The sequence below is a fragment of the Flavobacterium sp. N1719 genome, from assembly GCF_025947045.1.
GTDB lineage: Bacteria > Bacteroidota > Bacteroidia > Flavobacteriales > Flavobacteriaceae > Flavobacterium > Flavobacterium stagni.
This window is the reverse complement of record NZ_CP109993.1, coordinates 2,234,867-2,251,768: the sequence shown is the minus strand read 5'-3', so window position 1 is coordinate 2,251,768 and position 16,902 is coordinate 2,234,867. Positions and strand designations below refer to the sequence as shown.

At 39.6% G+C, this 16,902-nt stretch carries 15 protein-coding genes; 5 read left to right on the top strand and 10 right to left on the bottom strand.

Annotation, left to right across the window (positions count from 1 at the left end; all coding sequences use genetic code 11):
- Positions 1–22: 22 nt before the first annotated feature.
- A complete protein-coding gene (locus OLM45_RS09565) occupies positions 23–1,066 on the bottom strand; it encodes an AMP-binding protein (RefSeq protein WP_264509739.1) in 1,044 nt (347 codons plus the stop codon).
- Positions 1,047–2,006: a CPBP family intramembrane glutamic endopeptidase gene (locus tag OLM45_RS09560; protein ID WP_264509738.1), complete on the bottom strand. Its 960-nt coding sequence runs from the start codon at positions 2,004–2,006 to the stop codon at positions 1,047–1,049. Before OLM45_RS09560 ends, OLM45_RS09565 begins: the two co-directional genes overlap by 20 nt.
- Positions 2,007–2,060: 54 nt before the next feature.
- Here OLM45_RS09560 and arsC point away from each other — a divergent pair, with 54 nt between their 5' ends.
- Both arsC and OLM45_RS09550 read left to right on the top strand, forming a co-directional pair.
- Entirely contained in the window at positions 2,061–2,402 is a 342-nt protein-coding gene (arsC, locus tag OLM45_RS09555) for an arsenate reductase (glutaredoxin) (RefSeq protein ID WP_264509737.1), read from the top strand.
- 93 nt (positions 2,403–2,495) lie between these two features.
- Entirely contained in the window at positions 2,496–4,982 is a 2,487-nt protein-coding gene (locus OLM45_RS09550) for an outer membrane beta-barrel family protein (protein WP_264509736.1), read from the top strand.
- A gap of 66 nt (positions 4,983–5,048) precedes the next feature.
- On the opposite strand, the gene OLM45_RS09545 is transcribed toward OLM45_RS09550, so the two are convergent.
- Complete coding sequence (locus OLM45_RS09545) at positions 5,049–5,216, bottom strand: hypothetical protein (protein ID WP_164974904.1); 168 nt, start codon at positions 5,214–5,216, stop codon at positions 5,049–5,051.
- Between the two features lie 96 nt (positions 5,217–5,312).
- A complete protein-coding gene (corA, locus tag OLM45_RS09540) occupies positions 5,313–6,383 on the bottom strand; it encodes a magnesium/cobalt transporter CorA (protein WP_264509735.1) in 1,071 nt (356 codons plus the stop codon).
- Between the two features lie 69 nt (positions 6,384–6,452).
- On the opposite strand from corA, the gene hutI reads away from it, so the two are divergent.
- Positions 6,453–7,691: an imidazolonepropionase gene (hutI, locus tag OLM45_RS09535; protein ID WP_264509734.1), complete on the top strand. Its 1,239-nt coding sequence runs from the start codon at positions 6,453–6,455 to the stop codon at positions 7,689–7,691.
- 46 nt (positions 7,692–7,737) lie between these two features.
- Here hutI and OLM45_RS09530 read toward each other — a convergent pair whose 3' ends face one another.
- On the bottom strand, positions 7,738–8,622 hold the full coding sequence (locus OLM45_RS09530; RefSeq protein WP_264509733.1) for a hypothetical protein: 885 nt from the start codon (positions 8,620–8,622) through the stop codon (positions 7,738–7,740).
- Positions 8,623–8,716: 94 nt separating this feature from the next.
- On the opposite strand from OLM45_RS09530, the gene OLM45_RS09525 reads away from it, so the two are divergent.
- Both OLM45_RS09525 and OLM45_RS09520 read left to right on the top strand, forming a co-directional pair.
- On the top strand, positions 8,717–9,754 hold the full coding sequence (locus tag OLM45_RS09525) for a formimidoylglutamase (RefSeq protein WP_264509732.1): 1,038 nt from the start codon (positions 8,717–8,719) through the stop codon (positions 9,752–9,754).
- Positions 9,755–9,803: 49 nt separating this feature from the next.
- The gene (locus OLM45_RS09520) at positions 9,804–11,063 is read left to right on the top strand and encodes a DEAD/DEAH box helicase (protein WP_264509731.1); all 1,260 of its coding nucleotides are present in this window, start codon (positions 9,804–9,806) and stop codon (positions 11,061–11,063) included.
- Here the strand turns inward: OLM45_RS09520 and OLM45_RS09515 are convergent, their stop codons facing one another.
- The 5 genes from OLM45_RS09515 to holA all read right to left on the bottom strand — a co-directional run bounded on the left by OLM45_RS09515 (position 11,064) and on the right by holA (position 16,878).
- Positions 11,064–13,241 (bottom strand): ATP-binding protein, encoded by a 2,178-nt coding sequence (locus OLM45_RS09515; protein WP_264509730.1) that lies wholly within the window; start codon positions 13,239–13,241, stop codon positions 11,064–11,066.
- 56 nt (positions 13,242–13,297) lie between these two features.
- Positions 13,298–14,992 (bottom strand): energy-dependent translational throttle protein EttA, encoded by a 1,695-nt coding sequence (gene ettA / locus OLM45_RS09510; RefSeq protein ID WP_129461259.1) that lies wholly within the window; start codon positions 14,990–14,992, stop codon positions 13,298–13,300.
- Between the two features lie 130 nt (positions 14,993–15,122).
- A complete protein-coding gene (locus tag OLM45_RS09505) occupies positions 15,123–15,299 on the bottom strand; it encodes a CAL67264 family membrane protein (RefSeq protein WP_129461260.1) in 177 nt (58 codons plus the stop codon).
- A 47-nt stretch (positions 15,300–15,346) separates the two neighbouring features.
- Complete coding sequence (locus OLM45_RS09500; protein ID WP_264509729.1) at positions 15,347–15,874, bottom strand: hypothetical protein; 528 nt, start codon at positions 15,872–15,874, stop codon at positions 15,347–15,349.
- Positions 15,874–16,878: a DNA polymerase III subunit delta gene (gene holA / locus OLM45_RS09495; RefSeq protein ID WP_264509728.1), complete on the bottom strand. Its 1,005-nt coding sequence runs from the start codon at positions 16,876–16,878 to the stop codon at positions 15,874–15,876. The genes OLM45_RS09500 and holA overlap by 1 nt, the downstream gene beginning before the upstream one ends.
- Positions 16,879–16,902: the final 24 nt, after the last annotated feature.

Genomic DNA, 16,902 nt, shown 5'->3' with positions numbered 1-16,902 from the left:
GGAGTCACCACGACTCCTTTTTTTATTGTTCTAATGTAGCTTTACGCAACACTTTTCCATTTTCAGTTTCTTTGAATTGAGGGACAAAAACCACTTCTTTTGGACGTTCGTATTTATCCAAGCTTTTATAGGTCTCTTCTGCAATTGTGAAGGGTTCGCCTTCGACAACCAATAGTACTTTTTCACCCAATTCTTCATCCTCTTTGGATGCAATAAAATAGCGACGGTCAATTTTACCATCCAATTTCTGTTCTACTTGTTCGGGCATTATTTTAACTCCGCCACTATTAATTACATTGTCAATTCTACCAATAAAATGAAATTGATTTTCGTTAATTAATTCCACCAAATCGTTGGTCACAACGGTCTCTTCAGCGATGATATGCGGCGCATGAATAACCAAACAATTGCGGTCGTCATACGATAACGTTACATGTGGGAGTACGGTAAATTCCTTCTCCCCGACTCGCTTTGCCGCGATATGAGTGATGGTTTCTGTCATGCCGTAGGTTTCGTAGACTTCCGTTTTTAATCCCATTAATTGTTGTTCTAAAGCCGCATTAATTCGGGCACCGCCTACAATCAATTTTCTAACTTGGTTCAATTTAGCTATCGAATGTTGGGCTTGTAACGGAACCATTGCCGCAAAATCATACGAATCATCCAATCGATCCATCGGATGCGAAGTCGGTGCTACATAATCCAAGTCCAATCCCAGAATAATGGACCGAATCAACATCATTTTACCGGCTACATATTTCACTGGTAAACACTGTAAAGCGCGATCTCCGGGTTTTAAATCAAAAAAATCGCCCGTTGCAAGTGCTGAATTCACCATGGCTTGTTTATTCACTCGAATGACTTTTGGAGCTCCTGTCGATCCTGATGTTAGCATTTCAATGGAATCGCTGTCATCAAACCAATCCAATAAAAATTCCCCTACCGGCTTTTCAAACTCTTCACCTTCTTTGATAAAACTATAAGCCACGCGGCACAAATCATCTTTGTCAAGATGGAAACCATTTAGTTTAAACTGGTTGTGAACGTTAAGATAGGTCGGATTCATACGTTTGATTTTTTAAAGTTGTGGGTATATCAATAGGTCCGGTTAATCGCATTTTCCAGTCCGTCCATTGGTATTTTTTTGAAAATATTAAAAGAAGTAACGGAAACAAAATCAGTAAAGGAAGGAATAATTCGAATCCCACTTGTGGTTTTGCCGTTTCTTTGAAAAGCGCATAGGTTTGAAAAGCCGACCAATGGGAAGTAACCAAAAGTGCGGTAAATAAATTGTTGGCCGCATGAAAACCGAGTGCCAACTCCATGCCCTCATCCATTAAGGTAATGATTCCCAAAAAGAGTCCTGTCCCGATATAATAGAACAGCACGATATAACCCATCTCTGCAATTTCTGGATTGGCAATATGTAAGAGTCCGAAAATCAGTGAGGTCCACAGCAAGGGAAACCATCGACGGGGATACAATTGGGCAAACCCTTGCATTAAATATCCTCTAAAAATATATTCCTCAACTGAAGTCTGAATCGGAATCATCAAAATTCCGATAACCGCAAGCAGCGCAAATTGTGACGGATTGAAATTCCATTCCATAGTGCTGTCCGAACTGTAGAAGGAAATCACTGTGGTGAGCACCGTTATCATTCCCCAAAGGCTAAATGAAAACAAGATGCGTTTCCAATCAATAGTTGGTCGCGATGTGGTTACAGCCGTAATAGTCTGTTTGTGCAAGTATTTAATCACCAAAACGAAAACACCAAAGGCAACAGCAAACGACAAAAGCATTAAGAACAACGAAAGATTCAGATCCAAGGCCTGCATTAAAGCAACGGAATCGCTAGGCATCCCTTTTCCTTTTTTTAATGTAGCCATCACAGCGGCAATACCAAACGGAATTTGACCCAAAAATGTCCCAAATAGGATTAAAACGGACCCTAATAAATACCAGCCAAATGTGACCTTTTTTTCTACTCCAAATAGTTTTTGCATTGTCTTATTTTATTGTCCCAATTTACTTATTTTCGTGAAATAAATATACAATTAATGATTACAATTTATCACAATCCCCGCTGTGGAAAATCACGCGAATGTGTAGCCCATTTTGAAAATACAAATGAATCTATTGAAATCATCAAGTATTTAGACACGCCGCTTTCAAGAGAACAAATTCAATCGATTCTGAAAAAACTTAACTATACTCCTATTCAACTCATTCGAGTGAAAGAATCCGTATGGGTAGAAAATTACAAAGGAAAATCATTAACTGATGAAGATTTGATTGAAGCCATGGTAACCTATCCAATTTTAATCGAACGACCAATTGTTGTTAAAGGGAATCATGCCGTGATAGCTCGACCCCTTGAAAACATTAACAAATTAAGGTAATTGTTGCAGGGTAAGATTAACAAAACTTTGTGAAAGTACGGTTAAACGTTCGTTTATTTTTGCAATCCAAACAGGAAAGCAAAATAAATTTACATGAAAATTTTTAAAATTGTACTCACACTCTTCGTATTTACCTCACTTACCACATGGGCGCAACCCCGATTAGGTACACAAGGTGGTGGTGGTAAAAAAGTAAAAATTACCGGAAAAGTAATTGCCAAATCCAACAATCAACCGCTTGAATACACGGAAGTACGGTTAATTAATGCCACTACCAATAAAGTGGTTACTGGTGGATTGACCGATGCTAAAGGGGAATTCAATATTGATGCACCTGCAGGAAATTACAATGTAAACGTAGAATTCCTTTCGTTTAAACCCTTAGAATTAAAAAACAAATCCTTTCAAGTTGATACAAATTTGGGGACTATATCCCTAGAAGACGAAGCGACTAAATTAGACGAGGTCGTCATTCGGAAAGAGAAAACTTCTGTAGAGATTAAATTGGATAAAAAAGTCTATAATGTCGGTCAAGACCTAATGGTTAAAGGCGGTACTGTTAGTGATGTATTAGATAATATCCCTTCTGTAGCCGTGGATGCTGACGGTACCATTAGTCTACGCGGAAACGATAATGTAAAAATATTAATCGATGGTCGCCCCTCGAATGCCATCAACATTTCAGATGCCTTGCGTATGATTCCTGCTGATGCCATTGATAAAGTGGAAGTGGTGACCAATCCTTCTGCGCGTTATGATGCTGAAGGTGGTGGAGGTATTCTGAATATTTTATTGAAAAAAGGAAAGAATAACGGCGTTAATGGTACGATTATGGGTACCACAGGAACGCCTGCCAACCATGGATTAAGCGCCACATTGAATGTAAAATCCGATGAATTTAATTTCTTTACCAACCAAGGTTACAACTACCGAAACAACCCCGGTAAAGCACAAATGGATAGTCGTTATTTAAACGCGGATAATTCGACTCGAAATTACATTAATGAAAGTCGTGACTCCGATCGATATAGCAAAGGATACAACGGTAACTTTGGATTTGACTGGTACCTTACCAAAAATACAACTTGGACAAATTCTGTAAATTATCGCAAAAACAATGGAACTACAGAAGAAAATGTAGACCAAATCAATTTGGATCAATTTGCCAATTACACAAAAACGGTTTTCCGGGACAATAACGAAGCAACCAAAAGTGAAAACGTCGAATTTGCCTCTAATTTATTGCACAAATTCAAAACAGACGGACATAAATTAACGGTTGATTTTTCGGTATCCAAAAACAAAGACGATAACGACGCTACGATTACCAACGCGGATACACAAAACAGTCCGGTAGTGATTAATGACACCTACAACATCCAACGACAAAATCGAATTTTACTGCAATCCGATTATGTTTTGCCTTTTGGAAAAAACAAAGAAAGTCAGTTTGAAGCCGGTTATCGAGGTAATTTCCTTGACTTACTTACGGACTATTCGGTTTTCACCAACGGCGTGTTGGACACCTATTTTTCCAATGTTTTAAATTACAAGGAAAATGTAAATGCTTTGTATTCACAATTGGGAACAAAAATCAAAAAGTTTTCTTTTCTAGCCGGTTTACGTTATGAGAATTCGAACATCATCGTCGACCAACAAACGAGTCAGATCTACAAAACAAAGAATTACGATAATTTCTTCCCCTCAGCTACTGTGGCCTATGAGATCAATGAAACATCAAACATTGCCATTAACTACAGTAAGCGCATCAACCGTCCGCGGGGAAGAGAAATCAATCCATTCAGCAGCTACTCCAGTAACATCAATATTTTTCAAGGGAATCCTGATTTGAACCCCTCAAAAACAGATGCGATTGATTTTGGCTTCTTGAAAAAATGGACAAAATTAACGTTTAATACGTCAATGTATTTCAATCGAACGGTAGACAATGTTCAATACGTTCGTCGTGAAAGTGGCGAATTTGTAGGCACTACTCCAGTGATTATTACCACTCCGGTAAACTTATCCAAAGAATACCGTACCGGTTTTGAATTCACTTTCAACTATACACCTTACAAATGGTGGAAAATAAACACCAATTTTAATTTCTTCCGTGTGGAAACAGTGGGTAAATATACCTATGTATTGCCATCAACAAGCACTGAAAAAACAACAGATTTTGCCAATGTGGCTACCACATGGTCGTCGCGTATTACTTCTAAAATTACGCTTCCTGGAAAAATTGATTGGCAAACCAATGCCAATTACAACGGTCCCCAAAACACGGCACAAGGAAGAAATTTAGGCGTGTTTGGTATGAACCTCGGGTTTAGTAAAGATGTCTTTAAAGATAAAGCGACTTTGGCCTTGAATGTTAATGACGTATTCAACTCACGTAAACGTCGCTTTGAAACCTTTATTCCTGGACAAGTAGATGCCAATTCAATGATGCAATGGCGTGTGCGTCAGGTGACACTTTCGTTCACTTACCGTTTCAACAAAACGAAAAACGATAAAGAACAAAACCGTCCGAAACGCAACGGTGGTGATGATAACGATGGCGGGGATTATCCTGGATAATTACTTCGATTATAAACACAAAAAAAGTCCCGAATTATCGGGACTTTTTTATTAAAACAGCGTTCGTTACGCCTGCTCTAATGCTTTTTTCTCTTTTCTTTCTTGTAACAACTCTTTGGTTGCACCGAACACCCAGTAAAATACAAAGTGAACTAAGAAAATCATCAACCAGAAACCAGCTGTGAAAATCATTAAGAAAAGAAGAAAACCTAGGTACTGTTGAAATTCAAACATTGTTTTCGCGAATAATTTGTGAATTCTCCCCAAAAGTACTGCAATAAATCGATTTGACCAATAATTCAGAAAGAATTATTAACCGCTTTATAAACATTAATACCACTTTTTCTTTTTGAAATAATAGATCATTCCCAAAAGCAAAACGAGCATTACCGCAAGAATTATAAAGTAACCGTATTGCCAATGCAATTCAGGCATGTTGTCAAAATTCATCCCATACACCCCCACAATAAACGTTAGTGGCATAAAAAACACTGAAACCACGGTAAGTGTTTTCATCACTTCATTCATCTTGTGACTTTGTAAAGCAAAATAATAATTCGAGGCACTTTCCAACGTGGTCATGTCATAATCAATTTGCTCTAAGAGTTCCAACGACTTTTGATGCAAACGTTCAAAAAAAGTAAAGTTTTGCGCTTCAATCGAATTGAAAACATTGTCGTCTTTAATGGATTTAATGGCATACAACGAATCCCGTAACGGAATAATGGAGCGCTTTAAAAAGTTATAATTATCCCGATGTTTTTCAATTTGTTCCAATATTTTTGGATTGGAATTTAACTTCGATTGATTAATCAACTCTTCAACCTTATCTTCTTCGTTTTCAATGGTAATATAAAAATTTTCCATTATGGCGTCCAACATTAAAAATAACAAATAATCAGCGCCTTTTTCACGAACAATCCCCGAATGGGTGCGCAACCGCTCCCGCAAATGCGTAAAGAAATCCGAGCGTTTTTCTTGAAACGAAACCAACATGTTCTTTTTCAGTAAAAAACTAATTTGCTCGGCTGCAATATTATCCGAATGTTCGACGGGCAATAACGATTTTATACTAAAAAATAATACTTCATGGTATTCATCCAATTTGGTGCGTTTGGTCGTATTCAAAATGTCTGCCATCATGAAATTGTCCACACTTAAAAAAGCACCTATTTTCTGTATGGTGGAAACCGAATTCAATCCGTGAACATTGAGCCAATTGATGCGCGACCAATCCACATTACTCGCCAAAGCATCCACTTCAAAGTCTTCACACTCCGTTAATTCATGATTGTCATACACAAACAATTGGGTTTCAGTCTTTGTATGGGTATGGGTGCCCGTATATTCTAAAAGTGTGGGCTGCACTTTTCGCCCCTTCTTGTATTTTATTTTTCGCACGGTATCGGAATTTGGATTAAAGTTAGAAATTATTCGTTTTAAAAAGTATTTTTACGAAAAATATCCAACATGATTACGCTCATCACGAATATAAAGGAATTGTTGCAAGTGCGCGAACCCGGAGTGCAGAAAGTAGCGGGTGCCGATATGGCGCATCTTCCTGCGATTCAAAATGCTTATCTTCTCATTGAAAACGATACGATTTCCGATTTCGGGCCAATGACCGAATGTCCGAAAATCAACGCGGATACCGAGATTGATGCTACAGGCCGAACAGTGCTTCCGTCGTGGATTGATAGCCATACCCACATCGTTTATGCCGGTAATCGGGTGCAAGAATTTGTGGACCGTATCAACGGACTCACCTATGAGGAAATAGCTAATCGTGGTGGCGGTATCCTTAATTCGGCCAAACGGCTTAATGAAACTTCCGAAGAGCAATTGTACGAAGAATCCAAAGTGCGATTGGAAGAAGTGATCCGACAAGGAACCGGAGCGGTAGAAATTAAATCCGGATACGGTTTGACGGTTGAGGGCGAACTCAAAATGTTGCGCGTGATTCAGCGCTTGCGCGAAAATTACCCGATTACCATTAAAGCTACATTTTTGGGCGCTCACGCTTTCCCGAATGCGTTCAAAGAAAACCATGAAGGTTATTTGAAGGTGATTATCGATGAAATGCTCCCAAAAATTGCAGAAGAAAACTTAGCCGATTACATCGATGTGTTCTGTGAAACCGGCTATTTCTCGGTGGAAGAAACCGAACGAATTATGGAAGCCGGCAAACGATTCGGACTCATTCCCAAGATTCATGTTAATCAATTTACCGCTATTGAAGGTATAGCCGCTTGTGTCAAACACGGGGCGTTATCCGTTGACCATCTCGAAATTGTCTCCGATGAAGATATCGAAGTGTTGAAAAATTCTGGTACCATGCCTGTAGCACTTCCCTCCTGTTCCTATTTCATCAGTATTCCGTATACACCGGCACGTAGGATGATTCAGGCCGGATTGCCCCTTGCTTTGGCATCCGACTTTAATCCAGGGACGACACCGTCCGGGAATATGAATTTTGTGGTGGCCACCGCTTGCATTAAAATGAAAATGACCCCCGAAGAAGCCATCAACGCCGCTACCATCAATGGCGCGTATGCCTTGGGAATTGCTGAAACCCACGGCAGCATTACAAAAGGTAAAAAAGCGAATGTATTGATCACCGAACCTTTGCATTGTTATTACGAACTTCCTTATGCTTTTGGTTCCAACCGAATTGCTACGGTTTTATTGAATGGTAAAAAAGTACAATAAAAAAGCCCGGATTAACCGGGCTTTTGTTTTTTATAGTATTTCCGAATTAACGTAAGGTGAAACTTGTTTTAGAAACCAATTCCCCTTTGTCAAAAATGTTTACGAAATAAGAACCTTTTTCAAAGCTTTTACCGGGTAAATCTTGGGAAACATTCACTGTTTTGTTCTCGTATTTCACCTTCGCTTGGAAACTGTACGTTAGGGATTGTGAACCAAATGTAGCGGTTTCTTTATCACCCAACACATTGTTTTTCGCGTCAATTACTTGAACATAGTACACTTTATCACCCGATTTTGCAACCGCATTTTCAGCAATCGTAAAACTGATTTTTAAAATGTCAGCGCGGCTCGCTTTGTCCGTTTCAATTTGTTTTCCTGAACTGCGTTGTTTGTACGCAGCTGTTTTTAAATTAAGAATCGATAGTTTGGAAGCTTTTTCTACAGTTTTAGTGAGCTCTTCATTTTGCCCCACTAAAACTTGGTTGTAGTTTTTCGAATCTTGTAATACAACTTTCGTACTGTCTAGATTCTTGTTTAGTTTTTGATTCTCACCTTTTAAAACTTCCACTTCTTGCATCAACGATTTCATTTTGACTTCAAGCGATTTGTATTGCTCTTTGTACTTGCGTAATGCGTTGGCATCGCCTTTGGATTTTTCCAATTGTGCCATGAGTTGTACCACTTTTTCGCGTTCAGCAATTAATTCATCCGACATGGATGTGTTTTCTGCAATTGCCGCATCGTACGTCGCTTTTAACTCTTGAAGATCTTTTAAAATGTTGTCTTTTTCCGTGGAAACTGCGGTTACTTTGGTTTCTAGCGTTTGTGTATCTGTAGTTAATTTAAAAATGTAGAATAAACTACCTAACAGTAACAAAGCCAGGACTAAAATTATCGCCTTTAAGGAAGAATTGTTTTTTTGATTTTCCATAACAAAAGTATTTGTAGTAAAGCAAATTTAATAATTATAATTTCTATAACGTCAGTTTTGGGAATTATATTATTTTTGACTGTTAACTTTTTTTATGGAACATCTTGTACGCTATACCCAATCCGAGTTGTCTAAAGTAACTAACCATCGAAGCGGTGAAGTTAAGTTTGGTGAAAAAATGCAACTGATTTCCGAAGGTGAAAATGTAGTAAACTTTCTTAAAAATTCGGAAGCCAAATTTGTCCTATTCGGTATCCCTGAGGACATTGGCGTTCGCGCAAACAATGGACGTCCAGGTACAGCCACCGCTTGGGAAAGTGCCATAAAAAGTATCGCCAACATCCAGCACAACCGCTTTTGTAAAGGTTCCAACATTATTGTTTTAGGGACATTAGACACTGCCGCTTTTAATAAAGAAGCCGAAGGATTAGAATTCAACAGTACACCGGATCGCAAAAAGTTTAGCGAAATTGTATCCAAAATTGATAAAGAAGTCTCTCACATTATCAGCACCATTGTGAAATGCGGAAAAATTCCCTTGATTATCGGCGGCGGGCATAACAACGCCTATGGCAATATCAAAGGAACGGCTTTGGCCAAAGGAAAACCCATTAATGCTGTCAATCTCGATGCACACTCTGATTTCCGAATTATGGAAGGTCGTCACAGCGGCAATGGATTTTCGTACGCCTTTGAAGAAGGTTTTTTGAAAAAGTATTTCATTTTTGGATTGCACGAAAGTTATACATCCAAAAATGTCTTGGACCAATTAAAATCAATGAAAGACAAAATCCAGTACAATACCTATGATGCGATAAAAGTCCGGGGAGAAAAAGAATTCCGTTTAGAAATGCAAATTGCCTATGATTTCATAAAATCCGATGCCTACGGTATTGAAATCGATATGGATGCCCTACCGCTTGTACCCAGTAGTGCGATGACCCCAAGTGGATTTTCCGTAGAGGAAGTGCGACAGTTTATTTATTTCTTTGGAAAACACTCCAATGCGGCTTATTTGCACATTTGTGAAGGCGCTCCATCTTTGGATACCGAAACTAACAACCACATGGTGGGTAAATTAATCGGGTACCTTTTAACCGATTTTATCAAAGCAAAAAACAGTTTAGACTAAAAAGCGGTTATCTTTGCAGCCCATTTCACTACGAAATGGCGCCTATATTATGACCTTTAACGACTTAAAACTCATCCGAAATATACAGCAAGCGCTTGCTGAAGAAGGCTATGAAGCCCCAACACCTATCCAACAACAAGCCATTCCTATTATCATGGAAGGCACGGATTTAGTGGGTTGTGCGCAAACGGGTACCGGAAAAACAGCCGCGTTTGCCATTCCGATTATTCATCAAATACACCCTATAGTGGGTTCGGCCAAGAAACGTAAAAGTATTCGTGCGCTAGTAATTACTCCTACCCGCGAATTGGCTATCCAAATTCAAGAAAGTTTTGAAACCTACGGCCGGTACACCAATATTGTGTCGACAGTAATTTATGGTGGTGTGAATCAAGTACCCCAAGTAGACCAACTCAAACGCGGTGTAGATGTATTAATTGCAACTCCTGGCCGCTTATTGGATTTACACAAACAAGGGCATGTGAATTTGGACCATTTGCACCATTTGGTATTGGATGAAGCCGATTTAATGCTGGACATGGGCTTTATCAATGATGTGAAGAAAATCATCAAACTCACTCCCGATAACCGTCAAACGCTTTTATTTTCGGCCACGATGCCCCTGCCTATTCGTGAATTAGCTGAGAGTTTTTTAACAAAACCCCAATATGTTACGGTGACTCCCGTGGCTTCAACCGCTGAAAAAATCAAGCAATGGGTGTACAAAGTCGAAAAAGAAGAAAAACGCAAGTTGTTGCTTCAAATCTTGAGCGAATATCCTGGAGAACAAATCTTAATTTTTACCCGAACCAAACACGGTGCTGATAACGTAGTGAAGTTTTTGAAAAAAAATAACTTCACTGCTGAAGCCATTCACGGCGACAAATCGCAATCGGCGCGTCAACGAGCATTAGACCATTTTAAAAACAAAGAAGTGCAATTACTTGCCGCAACGGATATTGCTGCCCGAGGAATTGACATCGAAAGCTTGCCGTTTGTAATTAATTTTGATATTCCGAATATTTCAGATACTTACGTGCACCGTATCGGTCGTACCGGTCGTGCAGGCAATGAAGGTTTGGCGATTTCTTTATGTGGCAAAGACGAATGGACGTATTGGCAAGATATCGAGAAATTAATCCGCATGAAGATTAAAGTCATTGAAAACCATGACTTTGGTTGGAAAGACACTGCAAATCAAGCGCCTGCCATTAAAGCCGACGGTACGCCCCAAAAGAAAGACTTCCGCAATAAGAAAAAAGGAAATGGTGGAAAGAAGTTTTTTGGCAATAAAAACAAAAAGAAATAATTATTGCTCAATCAAATTACTGATCACTTGAAATAATTTGGAGGGTTCGAAAGGCTTGATAATAATATCATTGATTCCTACGGAAATAGCCTGCTCCATAATCTCTTGTTTGTCAAAAGCCGTTAACGCAATGACTGGGGTTTGAATTCCTTTTTTACGGATTAATTTAGTGGTTTCAAACCCGTTGATAATCGGCATATTGATATCCATTAATACAATATCATAATGTTCACTTTCCAAAGCATCAATAGCAGCATACCCATCATCTAAAATGGTGCATTTGAAATGATTGGTTTCTAAGATTTTCTTGGTAACCACCTGGTTAATCTTATTGTCTTCCACGACCAAAATACGGTACACTTGCACCGTTGACAAGTCGACATCAATGTTGTGAAGAATCTCGTTGCGTTTGGTTTCATCGGCTTCAAAGCCCATGGTAAACGAAAACGTAGTTCCTTTACCTAATTCACTTTCCAATTCAATCGTACTGCCAAAGAGTTCGACCAATCGCTGTACAATCGATAAGCCCAATCCGGTTCCTTGGTAATCGCCATCTTTGCGTTCAATTTGCACAAACTTTTCAAATATTTTCTTTTGGTCTTCTGGTGCAATTCCGACACCAGTATCGGCAACCGCAAATTGAATAAAATATTGTGAACCTTCAATACGGTCTAATTTAGCCGAAACTTTAACCGTTCCATCTTTGGTGAATTTTAACGCATTACTCACCAAATTCATGAATACCTGAGAAAGGCGCAACTTATCCCCAATTAAAAACTCGGGAATCGCAGGATCCAACTCCGTTTGCAATTTGTTGTTGTTTTTAATCGCAATAAATTCCAACGAGTCCACGATGGTACTGATTTCATCAGGAATGTTGAAAATCATGTGCTCCAGCGTAATTTTATTCTCCTCGATTTTATTGATTTGCAACAAATCGTTGACCAAGGACAACAAATAACGGGCAGAGAATTTTAAGGAATTCAGGTGCGGACTGTGAGCCAACTCTTTGTGTTCGTCCAAGATGATATTGGTAATCCCCACCACGCCATATAAGGGTGTACGCAACTCGTGACTGATCGTTGAAACGAACTGGGTTTTCAATTGTGAAGCTTCCTCTGCCTTTTCTTTCGCCAATTGCAATTCAGCATAGGCATCTTTTAATTCAGTGAAGGTCTTTTCGCGGAAAGCGTTGTTTTTGTACAAAGAAAATAACAACAACAACAGGATAAACAAAATGATGACAAACAGTAAGACAATCAACTTCGATTCCTTTAGGAATTGACTTTGTTTGGTTTTTTCCCCTTCTATTTTATCGATTTGCCGTTGGTATTCGTCTATTTCAATCTGACTTCCTGCTATTTTTGCTTTTTTACTGCGTTCTTCGTTATAGACTTTTTCTTTAAGGTCTTTGTAAAGTGTTAAGTAATTAAGCGCCTTTTCATATTGTCCATTGCGCTTGTAATGATCGGAAAAATCATTGTAAACGTCTATCAAATAGGCATCCAATAAATTGTCTTTGTTCTTTTTTCCTAATTCTATGGCCTTTTCATAATGAAATTCTGCTTTTAAATACTGCCCCAAATGACTGTAATAAGAACCTAATAATGCATGGTAATGCAACTTAGGTTCGTCATCTTGCGAACGGTTGACATCCGCTTCGGTCGACTTTAAAAAAACATATCCTTCTTGAAAGCGATTCGCACCAAAATAGGCTCCCGCTATACTGAGTTTGGCATACATCACTTCGACCCAATCGTTGATTTTTTCAGCATTGCGCAAACCTTCTTTGTAATAGGGAATACTTTTTTGGAAATCATTTTTTCGGTACGAATACCAATTCCCTAAATTGTTGTTCACCCAAATTTTAACCGAATCATTTTGTGATAACTTTGCGTGTTCTAGCGCTTTTTGATAGTACTTGAGGGCTTTATTCGGATCATAAAATTCTTCAATGTTTAATCCAATAAGATTGTACGCTTTGGACATTAACACATCGTTTTTTAGCGCATAGGCCTGACTCAAGGCTTTGTGTGAAAGTTGTAGCGATTTCTCACCATCTAAATTGTAGAAGGCAGTCCCCGCTTGTTGAAGCGATTGTTCAGCTGATTTCAAAGCAGGTTGCGCCAAAGTCATTAATGACCCCAGTAACCATAACCCGCAAAACAATGTTTTCAACTTCACTTTATACTAAAAAAAGAGTCCCAACGTGTATTGGGACTCTTCAAAGATATTTAATTTCTGATTAACTTTTTGTATTTAATTCGGGTTGGTGTAATTTCTGTACCCAATCGTTTTCTTCTGTTTTCTTCGTAATCGGAGAAGCCTCCTTCAAAGAAATACACTTGAGAATCGCCTTCAAACGCGAGAATGTGCGTACACACACGGTCTAAGAACCAACGGTCGTGGGAAATAATAACCGCACAGCCTGCAAAATTCTCTAAACCTTCTTCCAAAGCACGAAGGGTATTGATGTCCAAATCGTTCGTTGGCTCATCCAAAAGTAGTACGTTTCCTTCCTCTTTCAAGGTCATGGCCAAGTGCAAACGGTTGCGCTCACCTCCCGATAATGTATTGACCTTTTTGTTTTGGTCACTGCCTCCAAAATTGAAACGCGACAAATAGGCTCTCGAATTCACCTGACGGCCACCCATCATAATCAATTCTTGTCCATCACAGAAGTTTTCCCAAATCGATTTGTTCGGATCAATATTGGAGTGCGTCTGATCCACATACGCAATCTTCACTGTATCACCAATGGCAAACTCTCCCCCATCCGGTTGCTGTTCGCCCATAATCATTTTGAAAATGGTGGATTTACCGGCACCGTTCGGACCAATAATGCCCACAATACCGGCTTGAGGTAAGGTGAAGTTCAAATCTTCGTACAATATTTTATCACCAAAAGCTTTGGAAACATGGTTGGCATTGATCACATTCGTTCCTAAACGGGGCCCGTTCGGAATGTAGATCTCCAATTTCTCTTCCAAGGCTTTTTGGTCCTCGTTCAATAACTTATCGTAGTTCTGTAAACGTGCTTTCTGTTTGGTTTGGCGACCTTTGGCCCCTTGACGAACCCAGTCCAACTCGCGCTCTAAGGTCTTGCGACGCTTCGAAGCCACTTTTTCTTCTTGGTCCAAACGCTTTCCTTTTTGATCCAACCAGGACGAATAATTTCCTTTCCACGGAATTCCTTCCCCACGGTCCAATTCCAAAATCCATCCGGCTACATTATCCAAGAAATAACGGTCGTGGGTTACGGCAATCACCGTACCCGCATACTGTTGTAAATGTTGCTCCAACCACAAAACCGACTCGGCATCCAAGTGGTTGGTCGGCTCGTCCAATAACAAGACATCGGGTTGTTGCAATAACAAACGACATAGAGCCACGCGGCGTTTTTCTCCTCCCGACAATACACTAATCGGTGTATCGGCTTCGGGTGTACGCAACGCATCCATCGCAATTTCTAGTTTGGTATCCAATTCCCACGCGCCCACTGCATCGATTTTATCTTGCAGTTCGGCTTGACGGTCCATGAGTTTTTGCATCTTATCCGCATCCTCATAAACTTCGGGTAACCCAAACATATCGTTGATTTTGTTGAACTCATCCAATACAGCTACAATCTCAGCCACACCTTCGCGTACGACTTCAATGACCGTTTTGGTCTCGTCCAATTGCGGTTCTTGTTCCAAATACCCTACGGTATACCCCGGAGCAAACACCACATCACCTTGGTAGTTCTTTTCTACCCCAGCAATGATTTTTAAAAGGGTCGACTTACCCGAACCGTTTAAACCCAAGATACCAATCTTTGCGCCATAGAAAAAGCTCAAATAGATATCTTTTAATACTTGTTTATTTGTGCTGGAGTAAACTTTGTTTACCCGTGACATGGAAAATATGACTTTCTTATCGTCTGACATACGAGTTTAGAATTTAGAATTTAGAATTTAGATTTTAGAATTTAGAATTTAGTCCGTTGACGTTATCTATTGCGATTTGGAATTTTATTATTGGAATTTAAAATTTATAATAACCCAATTCAAAATAACATTACACTCTTCCTTTCAACGAATTAAACACCCAGGCATTGGCTAAAAACCCGACGCCTACAGCGCCAAAGCCCCAACCGGCAATATCATTGTAGCGAAAAGCGCCTAATCCAATTAACAACAATCCCATGATAATCATGATCGTGGTGGCCCAAGCCAATACTGTATTTTTATTCATCGTACTGTTTTTAGAGTGAATTAAAATTGGATTGCAAATATCGTAAATCAATCGATATTTTTCATGCTTTTCATGATTTGTTTGATGAGATAAAACAAAATACTACCTACGCCATTAACACCAATATCTTTCCAATCTTCAGCGGAAAATGCAGTCAAAGGTTCACCACTTACCGCATTCTGAAAGAGCTCGTTGACGATTCCAATGCCGTTGAATAGAAGGAGCATACCAATTCCTGACACACGGATTTTCTGCCAACACAGTAGCAAACAATCCAAATACAGACAAAAGGTGAAGGCAAAAAGGGCATGCTCCATAATGTTATACCCTGCAATACCTTCCAAATAATACGGCACCCAATGATTCCGGACCAAAAGAACAAAAATCGGTAGGCTCAGTAAGGCTAAATTACTGAAACGCGAATAGCTTTGCCCTGTATACAACTTTTGGGCGTTGAGTAGTTCAAAGGCCAACCAAAATACAGCAATGTAAAAAGGAAGAGTGTTCAGCGGACTGTAAAAAGCAACTCCGAGTAAGGCAACAAATAGCAATCGGTAGTAGCTCAGCTGTTTCATTAGTTAAAAATCGTCACCAAAAGTTCTTTTAATAAATCGCCTTGCGTCATATTGTTCGCGCCTACTCCTTTGCTCTTCGCATCCACATCGCGCAATTTGGCCACAACTGCCGATACTTTCTTCATGGGAAAGTTTCGAGCCGCCAATTCGTAATCTTTCACAAAAAACGGACTCACGCGTAAGGTTTTCGCAACGTTGCCCTGACTCTTGTCTTTTAACCCATGGTATTGCAACAATTGGGTGAAAAAGGAAAATACCATCGCTGTGGTCACCACTATCGGATTGTCTTTTGGATTTTGTGCAAAGTAATCGGCGATGCGATACGCTTTCAATTGATTGCGTTCGCCAATGGCAGTGCGCAATTCGAAATTGTTATAATCTTTACTGATTCCAATATTGACTTCAATATCTTTGGCCGTAACGGTATGCCCTTTCGGGAAAATGATTTTGAGCTTGTCCAATTCGTTGCTAATCCGACTCAAGTCATTTCCCAAGAACTCAACCAACATGGCTGCAGCCTTGGGTTCGATCCCTAAGCCCTTTCCTTGAATAACACGGGTAATCCATGTCGCGACCTGATTTTCATAGAGTTTTTTACTTTCAAAAACCAGTCCGTTTTTCTCCAATGCCTTGGTCACTTTCTTGCGTTTGTCCAAAGTTTTGTATTTGTACGCCATCACCAAAACCGTTGTGGGCTGCGGATTCTCTGCGTAAGCATCCAATTTGTCAATATGGCGCGACAATTCTTGCGCCTCACGAACAATTACCACTTGACGCTCCGCCATCATCGGATAGCGTTTGGCATGGCCTATCACATCTTCAACCGTAACATCCCGTCCGTACAGCACCATTTGATTGAACCCTTTCTCGTCTTCCGATAAAAGGTTGTTTTCAATATATTCCGTAATGATGTCAATGTAATAAGGTTCGTCCCCCATCAAAAAATAAATGGGTTTGATATTTCCTGCCTTGATATCGTTGACGATTTTTACCGCTTCATCCATAGTGTATTCGCAATTGGTAGCTAC